Source organism: Planktothrix pseudagardhii, assembly GCF_904830925.1.
Classification (GTDB): domain Bacteria; phylum Cyanobacteriota; class Cyanobacteriia; order Cyanobacteriales; family Microcoleaceae; genus Planktothrix; species Planktothrix tepida.
The window spans coordinates 5,431,229-5,450,115 of sequence record NZ_LR882967.1; the positions used below are offsets into that span (position 1 = coordinate 5,431,229).

Here is an 18,887-nt window from a genome sequence, read left to right on the forward strand (position 1 = left end):
GAAATCATAGTATTTCTATTGATCTTAATACAGCAGCAATTGTACATAAATATAAATTTGTTAAATTTGTCCCCAAACAGTTTATAATTATAAATTGATAGTCTATTGAACGTTTAACTTAACCATCGAACCCATGCTAAGAGCCGGAATTGTTGGACTTCCCAACGTTGGTAAATCGACATTATTTAACGCTTTAGTTGCTAATGCGAAGGCGACGGCGGCTAACTTTCCCTTTTGTACTATTGAACCGAATGTCGGCGTTGTCGCAGTTCCCGATGAACGGTTGAACGTTTTAGCAAAAATTTCTAATTCTGAACAAATTATCCCCACTCGAATTGAATTTGTTGATATTGCAGGATTAGTAAAAGGGGCGAGTCAAGGAGAAGGGTTAGGAAATCAATTTTTATCCCATATTCGAGAAGTAGATGCCATTGTTCATGTGGTTCGCTGCTTTGAAAATGATGATATTATTCACGTTGCGGGTTCTGTTGACCCTTTGCGAGATATTGATATTATTAATTTAGAATTAGCCTTATCAGATTTATCTCAAGTTGAACGTCGCATTGACCGTGCGCGAAAACAAGCAAGAACCAGCAAAGAAGCCCAACTCGAAGTAACTGCGTTAGAAAAAATTGCAGTCTTATTAAATGAAGGAAAACCCGCCCGTCAAGCAACATTAACCGAAGAAGAAATAGAAGCGGTTAAAGGGTTAGGGTTAGTCACACAAAAACCTGTAATTTATGCAACAAATGTGTCAGAAGATGATTTAGCTACAGGTAATGAACAAGTTGAAAAAGTCCGAGAAGTCGCAAAATTAGATAATGCTCAAGTGGTGATTATTTCAGCCCAAGTAGAAGCGGAATTAGTGGATTTATCCGAAGAAGAACGAGCGGACTTTTTAGCGTCTTTAGGCGTAGAAGAAGGGGGGTTAAAATCCTTAATTAGAGCTACTTATGAATTATTAGGATTACGCACTTATTTAACAACTGGCCCAAAAGAAACGCGCGCCTGGACAATTAAAGCCGGAATGTCCGCACCCCAAGCCGCCGGAGTCATTCACTCTGATTTTGAACGGGGATTTATTCGGGCGGAAACCGTCGCTTATAAAGATTTAGTAGCCACAGGTTCGATGACGGCGGCGAAGGAAAAAGGATTAGTTCGCAGTGAAGGGAAAGAATATATTGTCCAAGAAGGAGATGTGATGTTATTCCGATTTAATGTTTAATGTTTGAACCTTCTCTCTGTCAGAGATGGGGGGAAGGTCGTCTGCCATTTTATTAAGAAAAACTAAAGATTTTATCGTTTTATTTTCAAAGTGTGCTCCTTTAGAGTTGAGCGTGTAAAATCAAACTTTATACCTTATGGGAGTTCCTGAAATGATCGTAAGTTTATTATTGCTTTGGTTAGTAACAGCCGTCAGTTTATATCTAATTGCTCAACTCAGTCAATTTACTGGCGTTGAAATTGATAATTTCAAAAAAGCCTTAATTTCTTCGGCGGTTTTTGGACTGGTTAATGCTTTAGTCCGTCCTCTTTTAGCTTTAATTTTCCTCCCAGCAACGTTGATTTTTGCCGGATCTTTCGTTACATTTATTCTCAACGTTGTGATGTTTGCTTTAGCGGCTAAACTGGTGGAAGGATTTAGCTTACGGTGGGGAATTTGGAGTGCTGTAATTGGGGCTTTAGCTTTGAGTTTTATTAATTCTATTCTGTTTCAGGTCTTAGCACAAGTCGGTATTAGATAATTTTCATTGAATCTTACCAGAGAACCCAGAATATCACCCTAGGAATGCACCTTTAATCTGTGTCTAATAGACTAGGATTTCAAGGTTGATTAATGCTAATAATGTTGTCCTAAAAAAGTTGAATTAGGGCTGAATAAGTTTCAGCCCCAAAACATAAAATTTATGCCGGAATTAATTTTTCGGTAAGGTTAGATATCTGCTCAACGGTTTGTCCTAAATCTTGAACCGATTTTTGTAAGCGTTGTTCAATCTCTTCATCTAATAAAAACCCCCCATTTTCTTGACGTTGAATTTGTTGATCGACTGCATAAACCCCATTTAATAAATATTCCGCGCCTAATTCCGATAAAACAGGTTTAAGAGCATAATCAATACTTAATAAATGGGCTATTGTTCCCCCAGTAGCGATGGGTAAAATCACTTTACCTGATAGAAATTTAGGCGGTAATAAATCTAAAAAAGATTTTAATACCCCAGTATAAGCCGCTTTATAAACAGGTGTAGCAACAATTAATCCTGATGCAGCTTGAATTAAGGCTTTTGCAGGTTCTAAAGTCGGACTATCATAGCGTCCAAAGATTAAATCTTCTGAAGGTAAATCTCGAACGGAAATTAAATCGGTTTCAAACCCATTTTGAGCTAGTAAATTCAGGGCATATTCGACAATTCCATAAGTCCGAGAAGGATGGGAAGGACTGCCTGCGATCGCTACAATTTTTGCCATTAGAAAAACTCCTATGTTAGAATTTAAAACATGAATAGATTCAATTTAAAGATTTCTTATTGATATCTTGGTGAACCTAATCCTGCTAATTGAAATGGGTTTTGAACAGAAGAGTGACTCTTTAAAACCCGTGCTAAAATTCGTTCAACTAATCTGGCAACGGTCGGATCACCGCGATGACGAGGACGAGAAATGGGAATATCTAAATCCATCGTGATTTGCCCTGCTTCTAATAACAAAACTCGATCTGCTAACACTACAGCTTCTTCAACATCATGAGTAATTAATAACGTCGTAAACTGCTTTTCTAACCACAATTGTTCAATCAAAGATTGCATTTCAATTCGAGTTAAAGCATCCAACGCCCCCAAGGGTTCATCGAGGAGGAGTAAACGGGGTTGACTCACCAATGCCCTGGCTAAAGCGACCCGTTGTCGTTGTCCCCCCGACAAAACGGCAATCCAGTCCTGAGCGCGTTCCCCTAAACCCACCTGTTCCAGCATTTCCAAGGCTTTCGGTTTCCAGTCTCCCCGCAATCCTAAACCGACATTTTCTAATACCCGCCGCCACAATAATAGACGGGAATCTTGAAACATCACCCGTGCAGTGGGATTGAGTTGATGCAGGGGTTCTCCATCCACTAAAACCCCCCCAGCCGTCGGATGATCTAACCCAGCAATTAATCGTAATAAGGTACTTTTTCCACAACCACTACGCCCGACAATCGCCACAAATTCTCCGGGCTTAATGTCTAAGCTCAAATGGGATAAAATAGAGGTTTGACCAAAGGATTTACTCAATCCTAAAAGTTTCACATCTGAGCCTCTAATTTTTGCGTTCATACTGTATATTTTCCTTCTATTTCTATTGATAACTTGGATGCCATTGCAATAATTTCGCTTCTAATCCACAGGCGATCGCATCGGCTAATTTTCCCAGTAAGGCGTACATGAGAATACTTAAAACCACAACATCCGTTCGCATAAACTCACGAGCATTCATCGCCATATAACCAATTCCTGAATTTGCCGCAATGGTTTCGGCAACAATTAAGGTTAACCACATAATTCCTAATCCATAGCGCACTCCCACTAAAATAGACGGTAAAGCCCCTGGCAGAATCACTTGCCAAAATAAATCCCAAGGATTTAAACCATAAACTTTTCCCATTTCAATTAATCCTGCATCAACGGTTTTAATTCCATGCCAAGTATTAATATAAAGGGGAAAAAATACCCCAAAAGAGACTAGAAAAAGTTTGGCTTCTTCCCCAATTCCAAACCAAAGAATGACCAAGGGAATTAAAGCTAAGTGAGGAATATTTCTGACCATCTGCACAGAGGTATCCAGAATTCTGTTAGCTGGTTGGGAAATGCCATTGAGTAAGCCCAAAGCCACCCCAATTATTCCCCCAACAATGAAGCCTGCGATCGCTCGTTGGGTACTAATCAGAATATGTTTGAATAATTCACCACTTAACCCTAATTTAATCGCAGCTTGTAGGACATCCGTTGGGGCGGGTAAAACCCGATTGGATAACCACCCCACCTGAGATAAAAATTGCCAAATGAGCAAAAATCCGACGGGTACAATCCAAGGAACAATCGGATGATTTAAAACGGTATCTAATCCTTTTTTAGCCATAATTTAGGACGCAGTAGGAGTGGGAATCCGTTGAGATTTGGGATGGCGATCATTAGCAATAATTTCTCCAAAAGGACTCATCATATTCGTCTCTAAAGAGGGAGGTTGATACTCTAAAGGAAGATGGGGAAATAACAATTCAGCAACGCGATACGCTTCTTCTAAATGGGGATAACCGGAGAAGATAAACGTTTCAATTCCTAATTGTTGATATTCCAACATCCGTTTAACAACGGTATCCGCATCCCCCACTAAAGCCGTTCCCGCCCCACCCCGCACTAACCCCACACCCGCCCACAGGTTGGGGCTAATTTCTAGGGCAGTTTTTGAGCCTCCATGCAGTTGAGTCATCCGTCGTTGTCCCTCGGAATCTGTTCGGGATAAAGCTTTTTGGGCGATTGCGATCGCCTCATCATCCACATATTCAATTAATTCATTTGCGGCATCCCAAGCTTGAGTTAAGGTGTTGCGGACAATCACATGGAGACGAATCCCAAACCGAATTGTGCGACCTTGAGCTTCCGCCAATTGGCGCATCTGGGAAATTTTTTCCGCCACCTGTTCCGGGGGTTCTCCCCAGGTCAAATACACATCAATGTGTTTGGCTGCTACCTGCATCGCTGCGGGAGATGAACCTCCAAACCATAAAGGCGGATAGGGGGTTTGTACGGGAGGAAATAGCAATTTTGCCCCTTGAATATCCAAATATTTCCCCTGAAAATCCACCGTTTCCCCGGCCATTACTCCTCGCCAAACTTGGAGAAATTCATCGGTTAACGCATAACGATCATCATGGGACAAATGCAACCCTTCCCCCGCCATTTCAACGGGATCGCCTCCGGTGACGACATTTACCAGTAACCTCCCTCCTGAAAGGCGATCAAAGGTAGCTGCCATTCTTGCTACGGTGCTAGGGGTCGTCATCCCGGGACGGAGGGCGACTAAAAATTTCATCCGTTGGGTGACGGAAATCAGGGATGCCGCAGCGATCCAAGCATCTTCACAGGAGCGTCCCGTCGGAATCAGTGCCCCTGTGTAGCCCAGGTGATCAACGGCTTGGGCAATTTGTTTTAAGTAGTCCAGAGTAACGGCTCGTCCGCCATAGCTCGTTCCTAAATAACGTCCATCTCCGTGAGTGGGAAAAAACCAGAGAATTTGCATTGTTTTATTCCTACAATAATTAGTTAATAAAAGAACCCGTTAAGATAGGTTTTTAACCGCCGATTGAATGCTAATTTGTTGCGGAATCAGTTGTAAACGATAGAAGGTATCGGCAATTTTTTGTTGACCCGAAATGGTTTCTGGAGTTAAGGGATCAACACCATAACTGCGACGACTTTCAGCTAATAACAGAGAATTAACATCAATTCCTGTTTCTTTCGATAGAAATTCTGCAACTTTTTGAGGGTTAGTTTTTGCCCATTCGCTGGTGGTTTTCAGTTCTTCTAAGATGGCAGTAATTACAGGAGAATTTTGCTCAACAAACTTTTGAGAGGCTAAGAAAAAGCCTCGGTTTTCTACTAATCCTGTACCATCGGTTAAAATTTTTGCCCCAATTGCAGTTTCGGCAACGGCTAAATAAGGATCCCAAATGACCCAAGCATCAACGCTTCCTTGTTCAAAGGCGGCTCTTGCATCAGCCGGAGGCAGAAAAACCGGAGTAATATCGCTATATTGCAACCCGGCATTTTCTAAGGCTGCTACGAGTAAATAATGCACATTTGACCCTTTATTTAAAGCAACTTTTTTCCCTTTTAAATCTGCAACACTTTGAATGGGTGAATCCTTGGGAATTAAAATCGCTTCGGCTTTCGGCCCCAAGGGTTCATAGGCAACATAAACTAAGGGCGCATTCGCGGCTTGAGCAAAAATGGGCGGGGTTTCTCCGGTGTAACCAAAGTCAATTTGTCCGACGTTTAAGCCTTCTAAAATTGCGGGGCCAGCCGAAAATTCCGACCATTGAACGGTTATTCCCTGGGGTTGTAAACGCTTTTCTAAGGTTCCTTGGGATTTTAAGGCGTTGAGGAGGGTAGCGGATTTTTGATAGCCAATTCTAACCACAGAACTGGAGGGGGTAGCTGTGTTAGTGGCGACAGGGGTTGGAGTATTGGCGGAATTTCCGCTACTGCAAGCGGCTAAGGCAAAACTTAAATATAAGCCACCCGCAAATAAACCCATAAACCTTAGAAGAGAACGACGTTTTAGGGCTGTTGAGAGGTGTCGCAGCCAAAAAGGAACGTTTAACCGGGCAAATAATCGAGTCATCACACTTCTCACCTTTAACGTAATTTCTGAGCTAGGGATCTCACCCTGGCGATGGACTTTGATGCAGAATCCATCATAAATCGATAGGGAAAGTGTAATATGATTTCGATTGAATTTCAATACATTTATAAATTATTTCATTTTGAAATGGATTTAGCCACCCCTTCCCGACGCCAGATCAGTAGGTGGGGGAAGAAATCTTACTCTGTAACAGAATGTAAACTTCTCCCATTAGCCACCTGAGTAGATCAGGACTTAAGAACCAAGCCCAGCAATAGGCTATTTTCTGGATGGACTGAATTCAAGGTACAATCGACTCAAAAGCACAGCTTTCAAGGAAGCCTTAAGTCGAAAGAGTTAATCATGACATCTACAGTAGAACTGCTCAAAATTAAATTTAATCAAGCGTTAGTGGCAGCATTTGGAGAAGATTTCGCCACAACTGACCCGATGGTTGTTGAAGCCACAAATCCCAAATTTGGAGATTATCAATGTAATGTGGCGATGTCTTTAACGAAACCTTTAAAAAGTAATCCCAGAGCGATCGCTACTCAAATTATAAACCATTTAAGTTTAGATGAAATCTGCGAACCGCCTGAAATTGCTGGCCCTGGTTTTATTAATTTACGCTTAAAAATCGACTATTTACAAACCCAACTGCAAAAAATGTTAGGGGATGAACGGTTAAATATTCCTCAAGTTAACCCCCCTCAACGCATGATTGTTGATTTTTCTAGTCCGAATATTGCTAAAGAAATGCACGTCGGACATTTACGTTCTACCATTATTGGAGATTGTATTGCCAGAATATTAGAATTTCAAGGACATGATGTTTTACGTCTGAACCATGTTGGGGACTGGGGCACTCAATTTGGAATGTTAATTACCTATTTAAAAGAAGTTTATCCCGATGCTTTAACCACTGCAAATGCGTTAGATTTAGGGGATTTAGTTGAATTTTATCGTCAAGCAAAAGTTAGATTTGATCAAGATGAAACCTTTAAAGAAACAGCCCGTCAGGAAGTGGTAAAATTACAAGCTGGGGCAGAAGATAGCCGTCGAGCTTGGCAATTATTGTGTGAACAATCTCGGCGAGAATTTCAGTTAATTTATGATGATTTGGATATTCAATTAACGGAAAGAGGAGAATCTTTCTATAATCAATTCTTACCCCAAATTGTTGAGGAATTAGAGAAAATAGGATTATTAGTGGAAGACCAAGGGGCAAAATGTGTCTTTTTAGAAGGATTTACCAATAAAGAGGGGGAACCTTTACCCTTAATTGTACAAAAAACCGATGGCGGTTATAATTATGCGACAACGGATTTAGCCGCCTTAAGACATCGCATTGAAACCGAAAAAGCTACCCGTATTATTTATGTTACAGATGCAGGACAATCCAACCATTTTATGCAGGTTTGGCAAGTCGCAAAACGGGCAGGTTGGATACCGGAAAACGTCGAATTAGTTCATGTTCCTTTTGGGGTTGTGAAAGGGGAAGATGGCAAAAAATTAAAAACCCGTTCAGGGGAAACGGTGCGGTTAAGAGAGTTATTAGATGAGGCAGTAAATTATGCTAAAACTGATTTAGAAACCCGGTTAAAAGCCGAAGAACGCACGGAAACAGAAGCATTTATTGATCAGGTTGCGAAAGTGGTGGGTTTGAGTGCGGTTAAATATGCAGATTTAAGCCAAAATCGCACCAGTGATTATATTTTTAGCTTTGATAAAATGTTATCTTTGCAAGGAAATACAGCCCCCTATTTGCTTTATGCTTATGTGAGAATTCAAGGCATTAGTCGGAAAGGGAATATTGATTGGCAACAGTTAGGAACGGATATTAAGATAGTTTTGGAAGCAGAGGTAGAATGTGTATTAGCTAAACATCTATTACAATTACAAGATGTATTAGAAGAAGTGGCTCACGATTTATTTCCTAACCGTTTATGTCAATATTTGTTTGAATTAAGCCAGAAATTCAATCAATTTTATGAGCAATGTTCTGTCGTGAAAGCGGAAGAACCTCAACGAACATCTCGTTTAGCGTTATGTGATTTAACGGCACGAACTCTAAAATTAGGGTTATCCCTCTTAGGTATTCCGGTGGTAGAACGAATGTAAAATCAAGGAAGAAACCACAGGAAGCAGAATATTATTTTATATAGCGCTACGCATTACGGTGTTTGACATTTTTAAACCCTGAAACCCTTTCAATTCTTACTGTTCCCTGTTCCCTGTTCCCTGTTCCCTCTTCAAGTAGCACTATAGCAAGTCTAAATCAGTTGTACAAATAGCTGGAAATCCGAATAATCGTAGGGGCGAGGCGCGCCCATTGGCGTCAACTTAAGGAGCGATCGCCCCAAACCTGCTGTGTAAGAGCATCGATTTCTCGATGTCGTTTTCGAGTGGATTTGACCAAGCCAAATAACTTCTGATGTGAGGTTAAATAGCTAATAACATCAGAAGTTTCTCCCCGTAAACTAGCTCGAGAAAAATGATATAAAGCGCGAAATACCATTTCTGTAGAAATTCGTTCTTTCGGTTGACCTAAAGCCATAGCGACATCAGTACACAACTGATTTAAGACGGCATAAAATATCCAGGTTGATAAAATTTGAATTTGGATTCCGTTGCTATCTCCCACCCAGAGATAGGCTAATCCTAATAATCTCTTCGTTAATAAAAAGGCTTGTTCAATTTGCCAGCGATTTCGGTACAACTCACAAACTTGTTGAGCCGATAATTCCTCTGGATCTAAGACATTGGTTAAATAGCGATACCAAGTTTTTCCCCATAAGACTGAGACTAATCGTACAGGCTGATGACATCGGTTAGAACGGTACAATCCCATCTGGATAATTTCATCTTGATAGTATAACCCTTGGCTTAATGTTTTTTTGACTTGATAGGCTGTTTTTTCTCTTAATCGGGTTACAAAAAATTTTTTTTGTTCTGTAAATTCATCAAACCACCCAAACTTAAAAAAACCTAAGTCAAAAATCATTAATCCCCCTTGGGGAAGTTGTTCTAACAGTTGGTCAGTAAAGATTTTATCGTTAGCTTTTGATTCTTCTGTATACCACATTTTCACCGGTCTATATGTCCAGGCTTCTACAATCACCATCATCTTTCCCCCTAACACTGTGTTACCCTTTCTCAGCACTTTTAACTTTTTAAATATTTCTTCCAGTGTCGAACCATCTGCTATCCAAATTCCTGTAAACTTTTCTGAGATCCCTTGCCATTTTTCCGGCACTCCCTTCAGATTTTCTTCGCTTTTTAATTTCTCTATCACCTGTTCAAAGATTTCTACAAATAAACTCGCTGGTAGCGTTCTTAATCTTTTTGATAACGCTTCCACACTCACTTGCATCGGTTCTATCCACAGCATTCCTTCTTCCGTTAGGATTCTTAACAGTTCTCGCAATCCAGCTATTCTTCTATAGACTAAGCCAATAACTACTGCCATCATCACTGGTAAATTTAATACTCGCGAACGCAGTTTTTTTTCCTGAATTCCTCGGCTTTCCTTTAACGGTTTAAAATTTTCGGGTGTTAGTAGTCTATACAGTTCTTTTTCTAGCACTTCTAATGGTGGCCCTGCCATTTGACTTTGATGCCTTAAATCCGCATTTCTCAAAATTCTCCCTGTTGTTTTACTCATCTGATTTCTTTCCCCCTTCCACTAACACTGACCTTGGCGATCGCCCCTTTAAACTAACACCTACAGTTGCCACGTTGCCAGGGCGACTACTCATCGCCCTCTTCAACTCCCATTAGTCGTTGCGATCGCCTTTCCTTAAGTTGACACCAATGGGCGCGCCTCGCCCCTACACACCGAATTTGTATCCATTTTTTAGGGTTAATAATCTTTGATTAGGAGTGTACAATTCATTTAGAATTGCTATAGTTAAGGGTTCCTCGTTCTTCTAACATTTCAATTCCCTGTTCTATCAATTCGGGATGGGGAGTTGAAGTAATAAATACGGGGATTGCTTCTCTTTCTAGTTCGGGATGATGCCAAGAAAAATCGATACACATTTCATCATTCAAAACAACAGGTTCAATTGTAGGAATTAAAATGTTTTCTTCCATCATTGTTTCACCCTCAAATCCAGTAGGATTCGTGTGTTGTTGACTAATAAACATTGCTGCTAAAATCATCGCCCCTCCAAACCAACCCCGCAGTCCTAAGGTTTCACCCAATAACCAGAAGGAAAATACGGATGCAAAAACAGGCTCAAAGGTATAAATTACAGCCGTTTCTGAGGCCGAAACCCAATGTTGAGCGATCGCGGGCAACCAAGTGGTAACGGCCGTCACCACCGCTAGGTATAATAAAGGGACGTAATGACCTTGAATCCCCTGCCATTGTCCCATCACATCCGGTAACGTCCACACAGTCGCTAAAACCGTCATCACCACAAGCTGAATTGCCGTTAAGGGTTGGGACGAATGGGTGCAGGTGACGGCTTCTAACAGCAAAATATAGCTGGTATAAAGTAGAACATCTAATAACATCCAGAAGTCTCCCGCCGTCAGCATTCCGCCTTCCCAGGACATCACCCCCACCCCCACTAACGCGAGTCCGGCGGCTAAGAATAGTCCCCGTCGTATTTTTTGACCGAATAATTGCCCTAATAAGGGGACTAAAATGACGTTTAAACTGGCAATAAAAGCGGCACGATTTGCGGAGAGACTTTCTAATGCGATCGCTTGAATGGCTAAGGAGGCAAACAGTAGAATTCCTAATAGAATTCCATCTCGAATTAACTTTAGATTTAACGTTCTTAAATGCAACGAAAAAGCGATCGCAGGTAAAGCAGATCGGATGGCAATTAATACACCAGGGGAAATATTATGAGTCGTTTCTTTAACCAGAGGAAATGTTGTTCCCCAAAGCAGGGTAACGGCGATCAGCAGGATAATACCCTGGATATGTTGGACTTTTGGTTGAGAAAGGGTCATTAGAGTTGATATAAAGTGTTAATTGCTCAGGATGAAAGGGATGCAGAAATAAAAATTCAGTCTTAAGATCCATATTAATTTTTTAATAGGCTGCTAAATGATGTTATTTCTACAAAAATACCCTTCTGCATTGGATTCTAAGAATATTTTAGAACGAATAGAATCTCTTGAAGCTAGATTTTTTTGAAGACCTAACTTTAGGATTATTCTTTAAATCCGGTGTGCGGTGTTGAGCGTTAGGACAGAAGGAATCAAGGATCAACCTGTTTTGAGAATTTCTCTATCGAGGCAACAAGACGAAATCGGATAAATAGGTTGAAAATAAACCTTCAATCCAGTGTTCTAACCCACTTAAGATTAATTGTACACCAAGGGCTAAAATAAATAAACCCAGAAGACGAGTAAAGGCAATAATTCCATTTTCTCCTAAAAGATTGACTAAACGATGGGATAAAATTAAACAGCCATAAACCAAAATTCCAATCAGGACAATTGCAACAATAATCGCCCCTAAATGTAATATAGTTTCTGAGGATAAAGTTTCGCCAGCTTGGGCGGCTAATCCTAATGTTACGGCGATCGCTCCTGGCCCTGCTAATAAAGGAATGGTTAAGGGAATAAAGGAAATATCTTTATGTTCTTGAATTTGACAGCTTAAGGCTTCTTCTTCCGTTGGGGTTAATCTGGGTTCTGCTTTTAAAGCTTCCCATCCCGCTTCAAAAATTACAATTCCTCCGGCTACTTTTACCCCTGACATGGCTAAACCAAAGAATTCTAAAATTCCATCTCCGACTAATAAAAAGAAGACTAAAACTCCTACAAAGCTCAAGGAAGTTTTAATCGCACATTTTTGTTGCAACTCTGGAGAATAGCCTGCTGCTAAAATTAAAAATATCGGCACAGCACCCAAGGGATCGACAATGGGAAATAAGGACGCAAAACTACCTAAAACAAAGGTTAATAAATCTTCTACCATCTGTTAAATTAATAAAGCATAAAGGATGTATTGTACCTTGAATTAAGCATCAGGAGTTAATTTTAAAATCAGTTCAGAAGACTCTGGAAACTTGGAGAGCAGGTCAGTCCGAGTCGCTAATTCAAAATCGGCAAAATCAAACCCTGGCGCAACGGTACACCCGACAAAACTATAGGCGCTTTCTGAGTTAGGATAGCCGCCAAACCACCATCCCGCCGGAACAACAAACTGCACCGTTTCCCCTTGTTGAATATCAGAACCCAGAATAATATTCTGTAGGCCATAGTCTTCGTGCATTAACACCAAGGTCATTGAACCCCCTAAATAAAAATGCCACATTTCATCGGATTGAATTCGATGTAAACAGGATTTTGTTCCTTGAGGCAATAAAAAATAAATTCCTGTACAATAATTGCGATCGCCTTTAAAATTATCCGGTAAAGCACTATTAGGAATTACCCCTTCTGAACGATAGGTTTCTCGAAAATATCCCCCTTCAGGATGAGGAATCAGTTGATATTTTTTAATTAATTCTTCTACAGTTATCATAAATTAAACAGAACAAGGAATAGAAAGATTTTACATCAGATTTAGGCTGGTCATATACACTGCGTTTAACAGTTCGTGAATTTGTCTCGAAACTAGAAAGACCAACCTAATCCTAAACGCATTCCTTGTGAAGTCATTTTAACAGTAGAGGTTCCATAGTCTCCTTCTTGTTCAACTTTTAATTGATATAAACGATAGCCTGCGGACAAGGTTAAATCACGGGAAACTTGCCAATCTAAACCGATGAGTAGATCCCAATTAACAGGAGCTTCACTTCCTCCTGTAATTGCAGTTCCTCCTCTAGTTATAAGTTTAAGATTATCCGTTAAATTCAATTGAATTTGTGCGCCAAAGGACGGATCAAACCAATCCGGTTGATAGTTAATATTTGGGCCAGGATCAAAACTAAAATCACTCTCAAGATAGCCAAAACGAGCGCCTCCATAAACTTCAAAATCAAGGGAAGGATAGACAGGTTTTTGTCGAGAAGAATCTTTAACCTGAGTGAGAGAAAGGGTTCCTAAATGCCATGCGAGGGAGACTTCTGCTGTTAATAATTTCGTATTCAAATCAAGATCAATTTGTGAACCGTTCTCGGTAACACCCATTTCAGCATAAGTTCCCTGAAAGATTAATCCAATATCCCCATTCCACGCTTCTAAACGAGTTCCTAACTCTAAAATTTTATTGAAATCCAGAATCTGTCCTAACCCAATATTAAAATCAACTTCAACGGGAACTTGACCCGGAGGAACTCGATCTACTATTGTTTGTACCCCTTCCCGAATTTGAGTTTCTAAACGTTCTGTTAGGTCTTGTCCCCGTTGTTGTAAACGTTCTCGCACCTCTTGAGCAATGCGATCTTCTAATCGAGTGTTCCTGCGATCAAAAGGTAATCGTTCTAACACTCGATCAACCGCTTTTTCAATTAAATCTTGGGGTAATTGTTTTAAGATGCGATTGGTAATTTCAGCCGTAATTAAGTCTACTAAAACGACTCGATTAACACTCGCACCTTCTCCAACAATAGCATAACCGTCTATATTAAACGGCACAAATAGCATCGGTTCAACTTCAAATCGCCATCCGTTACTGGACTGAGCTTCTTCAGTTTTAGGAGTAGAACTCTGGGACTCTTCAGTCAAGACTTCATTAACAACCTGATCAAAATTGATCGGATTTTGACTGATCGTATTTTTTTCTAAATTAGACCCACTTGAATTTGATAAAATTTCATCATCTTTTCTCAGTTTATACGGTTGCAAATCGGCTGCATTCCTGCTAGAATTTAAAAAGGTTGAATTCAAATTAGAGAGTTTAAAATCTTCTGCGTTGTGTGTGGTAGATTGTTGTGAAGGTGAAGGAGCGATCGCAATTTTCTCAACCGAAACTGGATTAAACTTAACTAAAGATGGATCACCGGAAAAATGCAAATCCGAATGAATCAAAAACTGATGCTGATCTTCTGAAAAAACAGAGGAGAGGTTTTGTTCAGAATCCAGTTTAACGGAACTCGCCCAAGCAGGAGTCACCACTAGAAAAGTTAATAAACTAAAACAAGACGTTAAAACTGATTTCATCTGGTCGTTTGTACGGGTTTAAAGTTATTGAAAACAAAATTAAAACATGAGAGATTTAACGATTACCCCAATAAAACTGATGAACCCAATCACCAGTAAAGCAACCCCGATAATTTCTGTACTGTGGGAAGTTTCATAAGTATAGCGATCGCTTTCTATTTGTTGAAGTAACCGACGATGTTCTCTCAGTCCTAAAGCCATTCCTAGCATTCCCGTCCCAATAAAAGACAGTCCAACAATAACAGAAAATCGCACCGGATCAAGTTTAGGAGTCAGGTGGGTTTGTTCAATAGTTCTGACAATAGTAGGAATACCAAAACCAAAACCAATTAAGGATAGGGAAGTGCGTATCCAAGCCATTAAAGTCCGATCAGCGGCGGCGCGACTGCGGTATTTAGCGAGTTCGGTACGATCTTCGGCTAAATCATTAGTAGAAAGCTGTTTATGGGTTTCTGAGTTGTTGGGGGGTTGAGTCATAACGGGTAAGATTTCGAGGGGCAAATCATCCTATCTTTATAATGAAGACTTAGCAGGAAAGAGGGACTAATAAAGATCAGATTTAGCTTAATCATTAGTTGGATCTAAATCAACTTTTATTTATAAAGAAATGTAAAGATTTGCCAATCCCTGATTCTTATCTAGGTTAACTTTAAGGCTAACAGACTCCTGAGATATATTTAAAAAATTTTAGGAAAGCCAGATCATTATGACGCCCAGTAATTCTATTCAACGCCAAATTCTCCCGATTCCTGATCAGACCCCCATCGGACTGACCACCTACGATGCCAAAGATCCCGATACGCACTATCCCCCCATTCGCGATCTGCGTCCACCAGCAGGGGCTCCCAATGTGTTAATTGTGCTGCTGGATGATGTGGGTTTTGGTGCTTCCAGTGCCTTTGGTGGCCCCTGCAATACCCCCACCTTCGAGAAACTTGCATCCCAGGGACTCAAATACACCCGTTTTCACACCACCGCCCTCTGTGCTCCCACCCGACAGGCATTACTCACCGGACGCAACCATCATTCCGTCGGCATGGGCAATATCACGGAAACGGCCACCGCCGCCCCAGGTTACAGTTCCGTGCGTCCCAACACCAAAGCTCCCCTTGCAGAAACCCTGAAATTGAATGGCTACTCAACGGCTTATTTAGGTAAATGTCATGAAGTCCCCGTTTGGCAAACCTCCCCGATGGGCCCCTTTGACGGCTGGCCAACCGGAGGCGGCGGTTTTGAGTATTTCTATGGTTTTATTGGTGGGGAGAATAATCAATGGGAACCCGCCCTCTATGAAGGTACAACTCCCATAGAACCTCCCAAAACACCAGAACAAGGCTATCACTTAACCGAAGATTTAGCGGATAAAGCGATCGCATGGGTCAGTCAACAAAAAGCCCTGATGCCCGATAAACCCTTCTTTATGTACTTTGCTCCCGGTGCAACCCACGCCCCCCATCACGTTCCCAAGGAGTGGATCGAAAAGTACAAAGGTAAGTTTGCTCACGGGTGGGATCAACAACGTGAAATCACCTTCGCTAAACAGAAAGAACTGGGAGTCATCCCACCCGATGCCCAACTCACTCAACGCCATGCAGAAATTCCCGCCTGGGACGACATGAACCCCCAACTTAAACCCGTGTTGGAGCGGGAGATGGAGGTTTATGCTGCCTTTTTGGAACACACCGACTACCACGTCGGGCGAGTCATCGACACCCTAGAACACTTAGGCATCCTCGATGAGACTCTCGTTTATGTGATTATTGGCGATAACGGAGCTTCTGCCGAAGGAACCCTGCAAGGAGCGTTTAACGAGATGGCGAACTTCAACGGCATGGCAGCCCTGGAAACGCCGGAGTTCATGTTGTCAAAATTAGATGAATTTGGCTCTCCTGAGTCCTATAACCACTATGCCGTCGGTTGGGCTTGGGCGATGGATACCCCCTATCAATGGACAAAACAAGTCGCATCCCACTGGGGAGGCACTCGCAACGGTACGATTGTTCATTGGCCTAAGAAAATTGAGGAAAAGGGCGGCATCCGTAACCAGTTTTGCCATGTGATTGATATTGCACCGACAATTCTGGAGTTGGCGGGAATTCCTGAACCCATCATGGTTAACGGGGTGCAGCAAAGCCAATATGAAGGCACGAGCATGGTTTATAGTTTCAATGATGCCAAGGCTCCAGAACGCCATGAGGTGCAGTATTTTGAGATGTTTGGCAACCGAGGCATCTACTATAAAGGATGGAGTGCCGTTACAAAACACCGCACCCCCTGGGTGATGACAAATCAAAAGATGTTGCCCTTTGATGATGATGTCTGGGAACTGTACGACGGCAGCAAAGACTGGACACAGGCCCATGATCTGTCCAAAGAGATGCCAGAGAAACTGCACGAACTACAACGCCTATTTCTCATAGAGGCGGTTAAGTATAATGTTCTACCATTGGATGATCGCCAGGTGGAACGGTGTAATCCTGAAACTGCGGGGCGACCAACTTTAATTAAGGGGAATTCCCAGTTGTTCTTTGCGGGGATGGGGCGTCTCTCGGAAAACAGCGTTGTCAATATTAAGAACAAATCCTTCTCCGTGACATCCCAACTGCAAGTTCCCTCAGAAGGAGTAGAAGGGGTGATTATTGCCCAAGGCGGTCGGTTTGGGGGTTGGAGTGTCTATAGCCATGAAGGAAAAGCCAAGTTTGTCTATAACGTCCTGGGTATTCAGAGTTTTGTTACAGAAGCCGAACAACCGATCCCACCCGGTCAACATCAAGTGCGAATGGAGTTTAACTATGATGGAGGTGGTTTAGGTAAGGGTGGCAATGTCACACTTTACTACGACGGTCAGTCAGTAGGGACGGGTCGGGTGGAACATACTCAAGCGTTTATTTTTTCCGCAGACGAAACGACTGATATCGGCTATGAGTCCGGTACGCCTGTCACCCCTGACTACACCTTTAACAGTAGTCGATTTACGGGGAAAATCGATTGGGTACAGCTTGATGTGGGGACAGATAACCACGACCATTTGATAAATCCTGAAGATCAATTGAAGATCATCATGGCACGACAGTAGAGACAGTTATCAGTTATCAAGTATCCGCATCATCAGTTATTAGTTATCAATTATCAATTATCAATTATTAATTTTCCCTCCTGCATTATTCTGACTATGGGAACCCGACCGAAGAACGCGCCTCTGGCTTTTCATTTGCTGGCAAAACCTACTGGGGCAATTTGTAATTTGGATTGTCAGTATTGCTTTTTCTTAGCTAAAGAGCAACTGTATCCGGGTAGCAAGTTTCGCATGACCGATGAGGTATTGGAGAACTATATTCAGCAGTTGTTAGAATCCCATCAAACCCCAGAAGTGACGGTTGCTTGGCAGGGAGGAGAACCAACATTAATGGGGTTAGAATTTTTTGAGCGATCGCTAGAATTAGTAGAAAAATATAAGAAACCCGGACAGCAAATTATTCATACTCTGCAAACGAATGGCACAAAACTCGATGATCAGTGGGGACGATTTTTTAAACAGCAGAATTTCTTAATTGGACTCAGTATTGATGGCCCCCAACCGTTCCATGATGTCTATCGGGTGGATAAGCGGGGACGGGGTAGTTTTGAACAGGTGATGCAGGGTTGGAAAATCTTAAAAAAACATCAGGTTGATGTTAATATTCTCTGTACTGTTAATGCGGTTAATAGTAATCATCCGTTAGAAGTTTATCGCTTTTTTCGAGATGATTTAAGGGTTGGATTTATCCAGTTTATTCCAATTATTGAACGGGTCAATGCAGATGGTTCAACGTTAATTCAATCGGGTCATCAAGTAACAGAACGATCAGTTAAACCTGAACAGTTTGGACAATTTCTGATCGCTATTTTTGATGAGTGGGTGCGACGAGATGTAGGTAAAATTTTTATTCAACATTTTGACGCAGCTTTGGCAAATTGGGTGGGTGTGCAACCAGGGGTTTGTATTTTTTCTAAAACCTGTGGAACAGCGTTAGCGTTGGAACATAATGGGGATCTTTATTCCTGTGATCACTTTGTTGAACCGGACTATAAACTGGGTAATATTCAGGAAACACCGATGATTGAATTAATTGCTTCTGAAAAACAATATCAATTTGGTCAGGCTAAATTTGATTCTTTGCCGAACTATTGTCGTAATTGTGAGGTACGTTTTGCCTGTAATGGGGGTTGTCCGAAAAATCGCTTTATTGAAACCCCGGATGGAGAAGCAGGTTTAAATTATTTATGTGCGGGATATAAAGCCTTTTTTACTCATATTAATCAACCGATGACGATGATGGCAGAATTATTGCGTCAAGGTCGTTATGCGGATGAAGTAATGCAACTGTTGGCGAAACAAAAACGACAGCAAAAACCCGTTGGATTTGGTAAGAATTAGGTAAGAATGAGGTGGGTGC

The 18,887-nt window shown here is 41.4% G+C and carries 15 protein-coding genes and 1 pseudogene; 5 read left to right on the forward strand and 11 right to left on the reverse strand.

Annotation, left to right across the window (positions count from 1 at the left end; genetic code table 11):
* Positions 1-133: 133 nt before the first annotated feature.
* A complete protein-coding gene (ychF, locus tag NMK36_RS23515; RefSeq protein ID WP_254174746.1) occupies positions 134-1,225 on the forward strand; it encodes a redox-regulated ATPase YchF in 1,092 nt (363 codons plus the stop codon).
* A 151-nt stretch (positions 1,226-1,376) separates the two neighbouring features.
* Positions 1,377-1,745, forward strand: a complete 369-nt coding sequence (locus NMK36_RS23520; protein ID WP_254174747.1) for a phage holin family protein — start codon at positions 1,377-1,379, stop codon at positions 1,743-1,745.
* Positions 1,746-1,905: 160 nt separating this feature from the next.
* On the opposite strand, the gene ssuE is transcribed toward NMK36_RS23520, so the two are convergent.
* From ssuE to NMK36_RS23545, 5 genes and pseudogenes are all read right to left on the reverse strand, one after another.
* The gene (gene ssuE / locus NMK36_RS23525) at positions 1,906-2,469 is read right to left on the reverse strand and encodes an NADPH-dependent FMN reductase (protein WP_254174748.1); all 564 of its coding nucleotides are present in this window, start codon (positions 2,467-2,469) and stop codon (positions 1,906-1,908) included.
* 56 nt (positions 2,470-2,525) lie between these two features.
* Positions 2,526-3,209, reverse strand: a pseudogene (locus tag NMK36_RS23530) (ATP-binding cassette domain-containing protein); the annotation flags it as partial.
* Between the two features lie 124 nt (positions 3,210-3,333).
* Entirely contained in the window at positions 3,334-4,113 is a 780-nt protein-coding gene (gene ssuC / locus NMK36_RS23535; protein WP_072718219.1) for an aliphatic sulfonate ABC transporter permease SsuC, read from the reverse strand.
* Between the two features lie 3 nt (positions 4,114-4,116).
* Positions 4,117-5,274: an FMNH2-dependent alkanesulfonate monooxygenase gene (ssuD, locus tag NMK36_RS23540; RefSeq protein ID WP_072718218.1), complete on the reverse strand. Its 1,158-nt coding sequence runs from the start codon at positions 5,272-5,274 to the stop codon at positions 4,117-4,119.
* 39 nt (positions 5,275-5,313) lie between these two features.
* Positions 5,314-6,498: a sulfonate ABC transporter substrate-binding protein gene (locus tag NMK36_RS23545; protein WP_254174750.1), complete on the reverse strand. Its 1,185-nt coding sequence runs from the start codon at positions 6,496-6,498 to the stop codon at positions 5,314-5,316.
* Between the two features lie 243 nt (positions 6,499-6,741).
* Here NMK36_RS23545 and argS point away from each other — a divergent pair, with 243 nt between their 5' ends.
* Positions 6,742-8,499 (forward strand): arginine--tRNA ligase, encoded by a 1,758-nt coding sequence (argS, locus tag NMK36_RS23550; RefSeq protein WP_254174751.1) that lies wholly within the window; start codon positions 6,742-6,744, stop codon positions 8,497-8,499.
* 217 nt (positions 8,500-8,716) lie between these two features.
* Here the strand turns inward: argS and NMK36_RS23555 are convergent, their stop codons facing one another.
* The 6 genes from NMK36_RS23555 to NMK36_RS23580 form a co-directional block, all read right to left on the reverse strand.
* Positions 8,717-10,042, reverse strand: a complete 1,326-nt coding sequence (locus tag NMK36_RS23555) for an IS4 family transposase (protein ID WP_254173354.1) — start codon at positions 10,040-10,042, stop codon at positions 8,717-8,719.
* A 227-nt stretch (positions 10,043-10,269) separates the two neighbouring features.
* Entirely contained in the window at positions 10,270-11,346 is a 1,077-nt protein-coding gene (locus NMK36_RS23560) for a DMT family transporter (protein ID WP_254174752.1), read from the reverse strand.
* A gap of 280 nt (positions 11,347-11,626) precedes the next feature.
* A complete protein-coding gene (locus NMK36_RS23565) occupies positions 11,627-12,322 on the reverse strand; it encodes a MarC family protein (protein WP_254174753.1) in 696 nt (231 codons plus the stop codon).
* A 42-nt stretch (positions 12,323-12,364) separates the two neighbouring features.
* Positions 12,365-12,871 (reverse strand): cupin domain-containing protein, encoded by a 507-nt coding sequence (locus NMK36_RS23570; protein WP_254174754.1) that lies wholly within the window; start codon positions 12,869-12,871, stop codon positions 12,365-12,367.
* A gap of 92 nt (positions 12,872-12,963) precedes the next feature.
* A complete protein-coding gene (locus NMK36_RS23575) occupies positions 12,964-14,451 on the reverse strand; it encodes an outer membrane protein (RefSeq protein ID WP_254174755.1) in 1,488 nt (495 codons plus the stop codon).
* A gap of 39 nt (positions 14,452-14,490) precedes the next feature.
* On the reverse strand, positions 14,491-14,928 hold the full coding sequence (locus tag NMK36_RS23580) for a YidH family protein (protein WP_072718211.1): 438 nt from the start codon (positions 14,926-14,928) through the stop codon (positions 14,491-14,493).
* Positions 14,929-15,157: 229 nt separating this feature from the next.
* Here NMK36_RS23580 and NMK36_RS23585 point away from each other — a divergent pair, with 229 nt between their 5' ends.
* Together NMK36_RS23585 and NMK36_RS23590 are read left to right on the forward strand one after the other, a co-directional pair.
* Entirely contained in the window at positions 15,158-17,527 is a 2,370-nt protein-coding gene (locus tag NMK36_RS23585) for an arylsulfatase (RefSeq protein WP_254174756.1), read from the forward strand.
* A gap of 96 nt (positions 17,528-17,623) precedes the next feature.
* On the forward strand, positions 17,624-18,868 hold the full coding sequence (locus tag NMK36_RS23590; protein ID WP_254174757.1) for an anaerobic sulfatase maturase: 1,245 nt from the start codon (positions 17,624-17,626) through the stop codon (positions 18,866-18,868).
* Positions 18,869-18,887 lie beyond the last annotated feature (19 nt).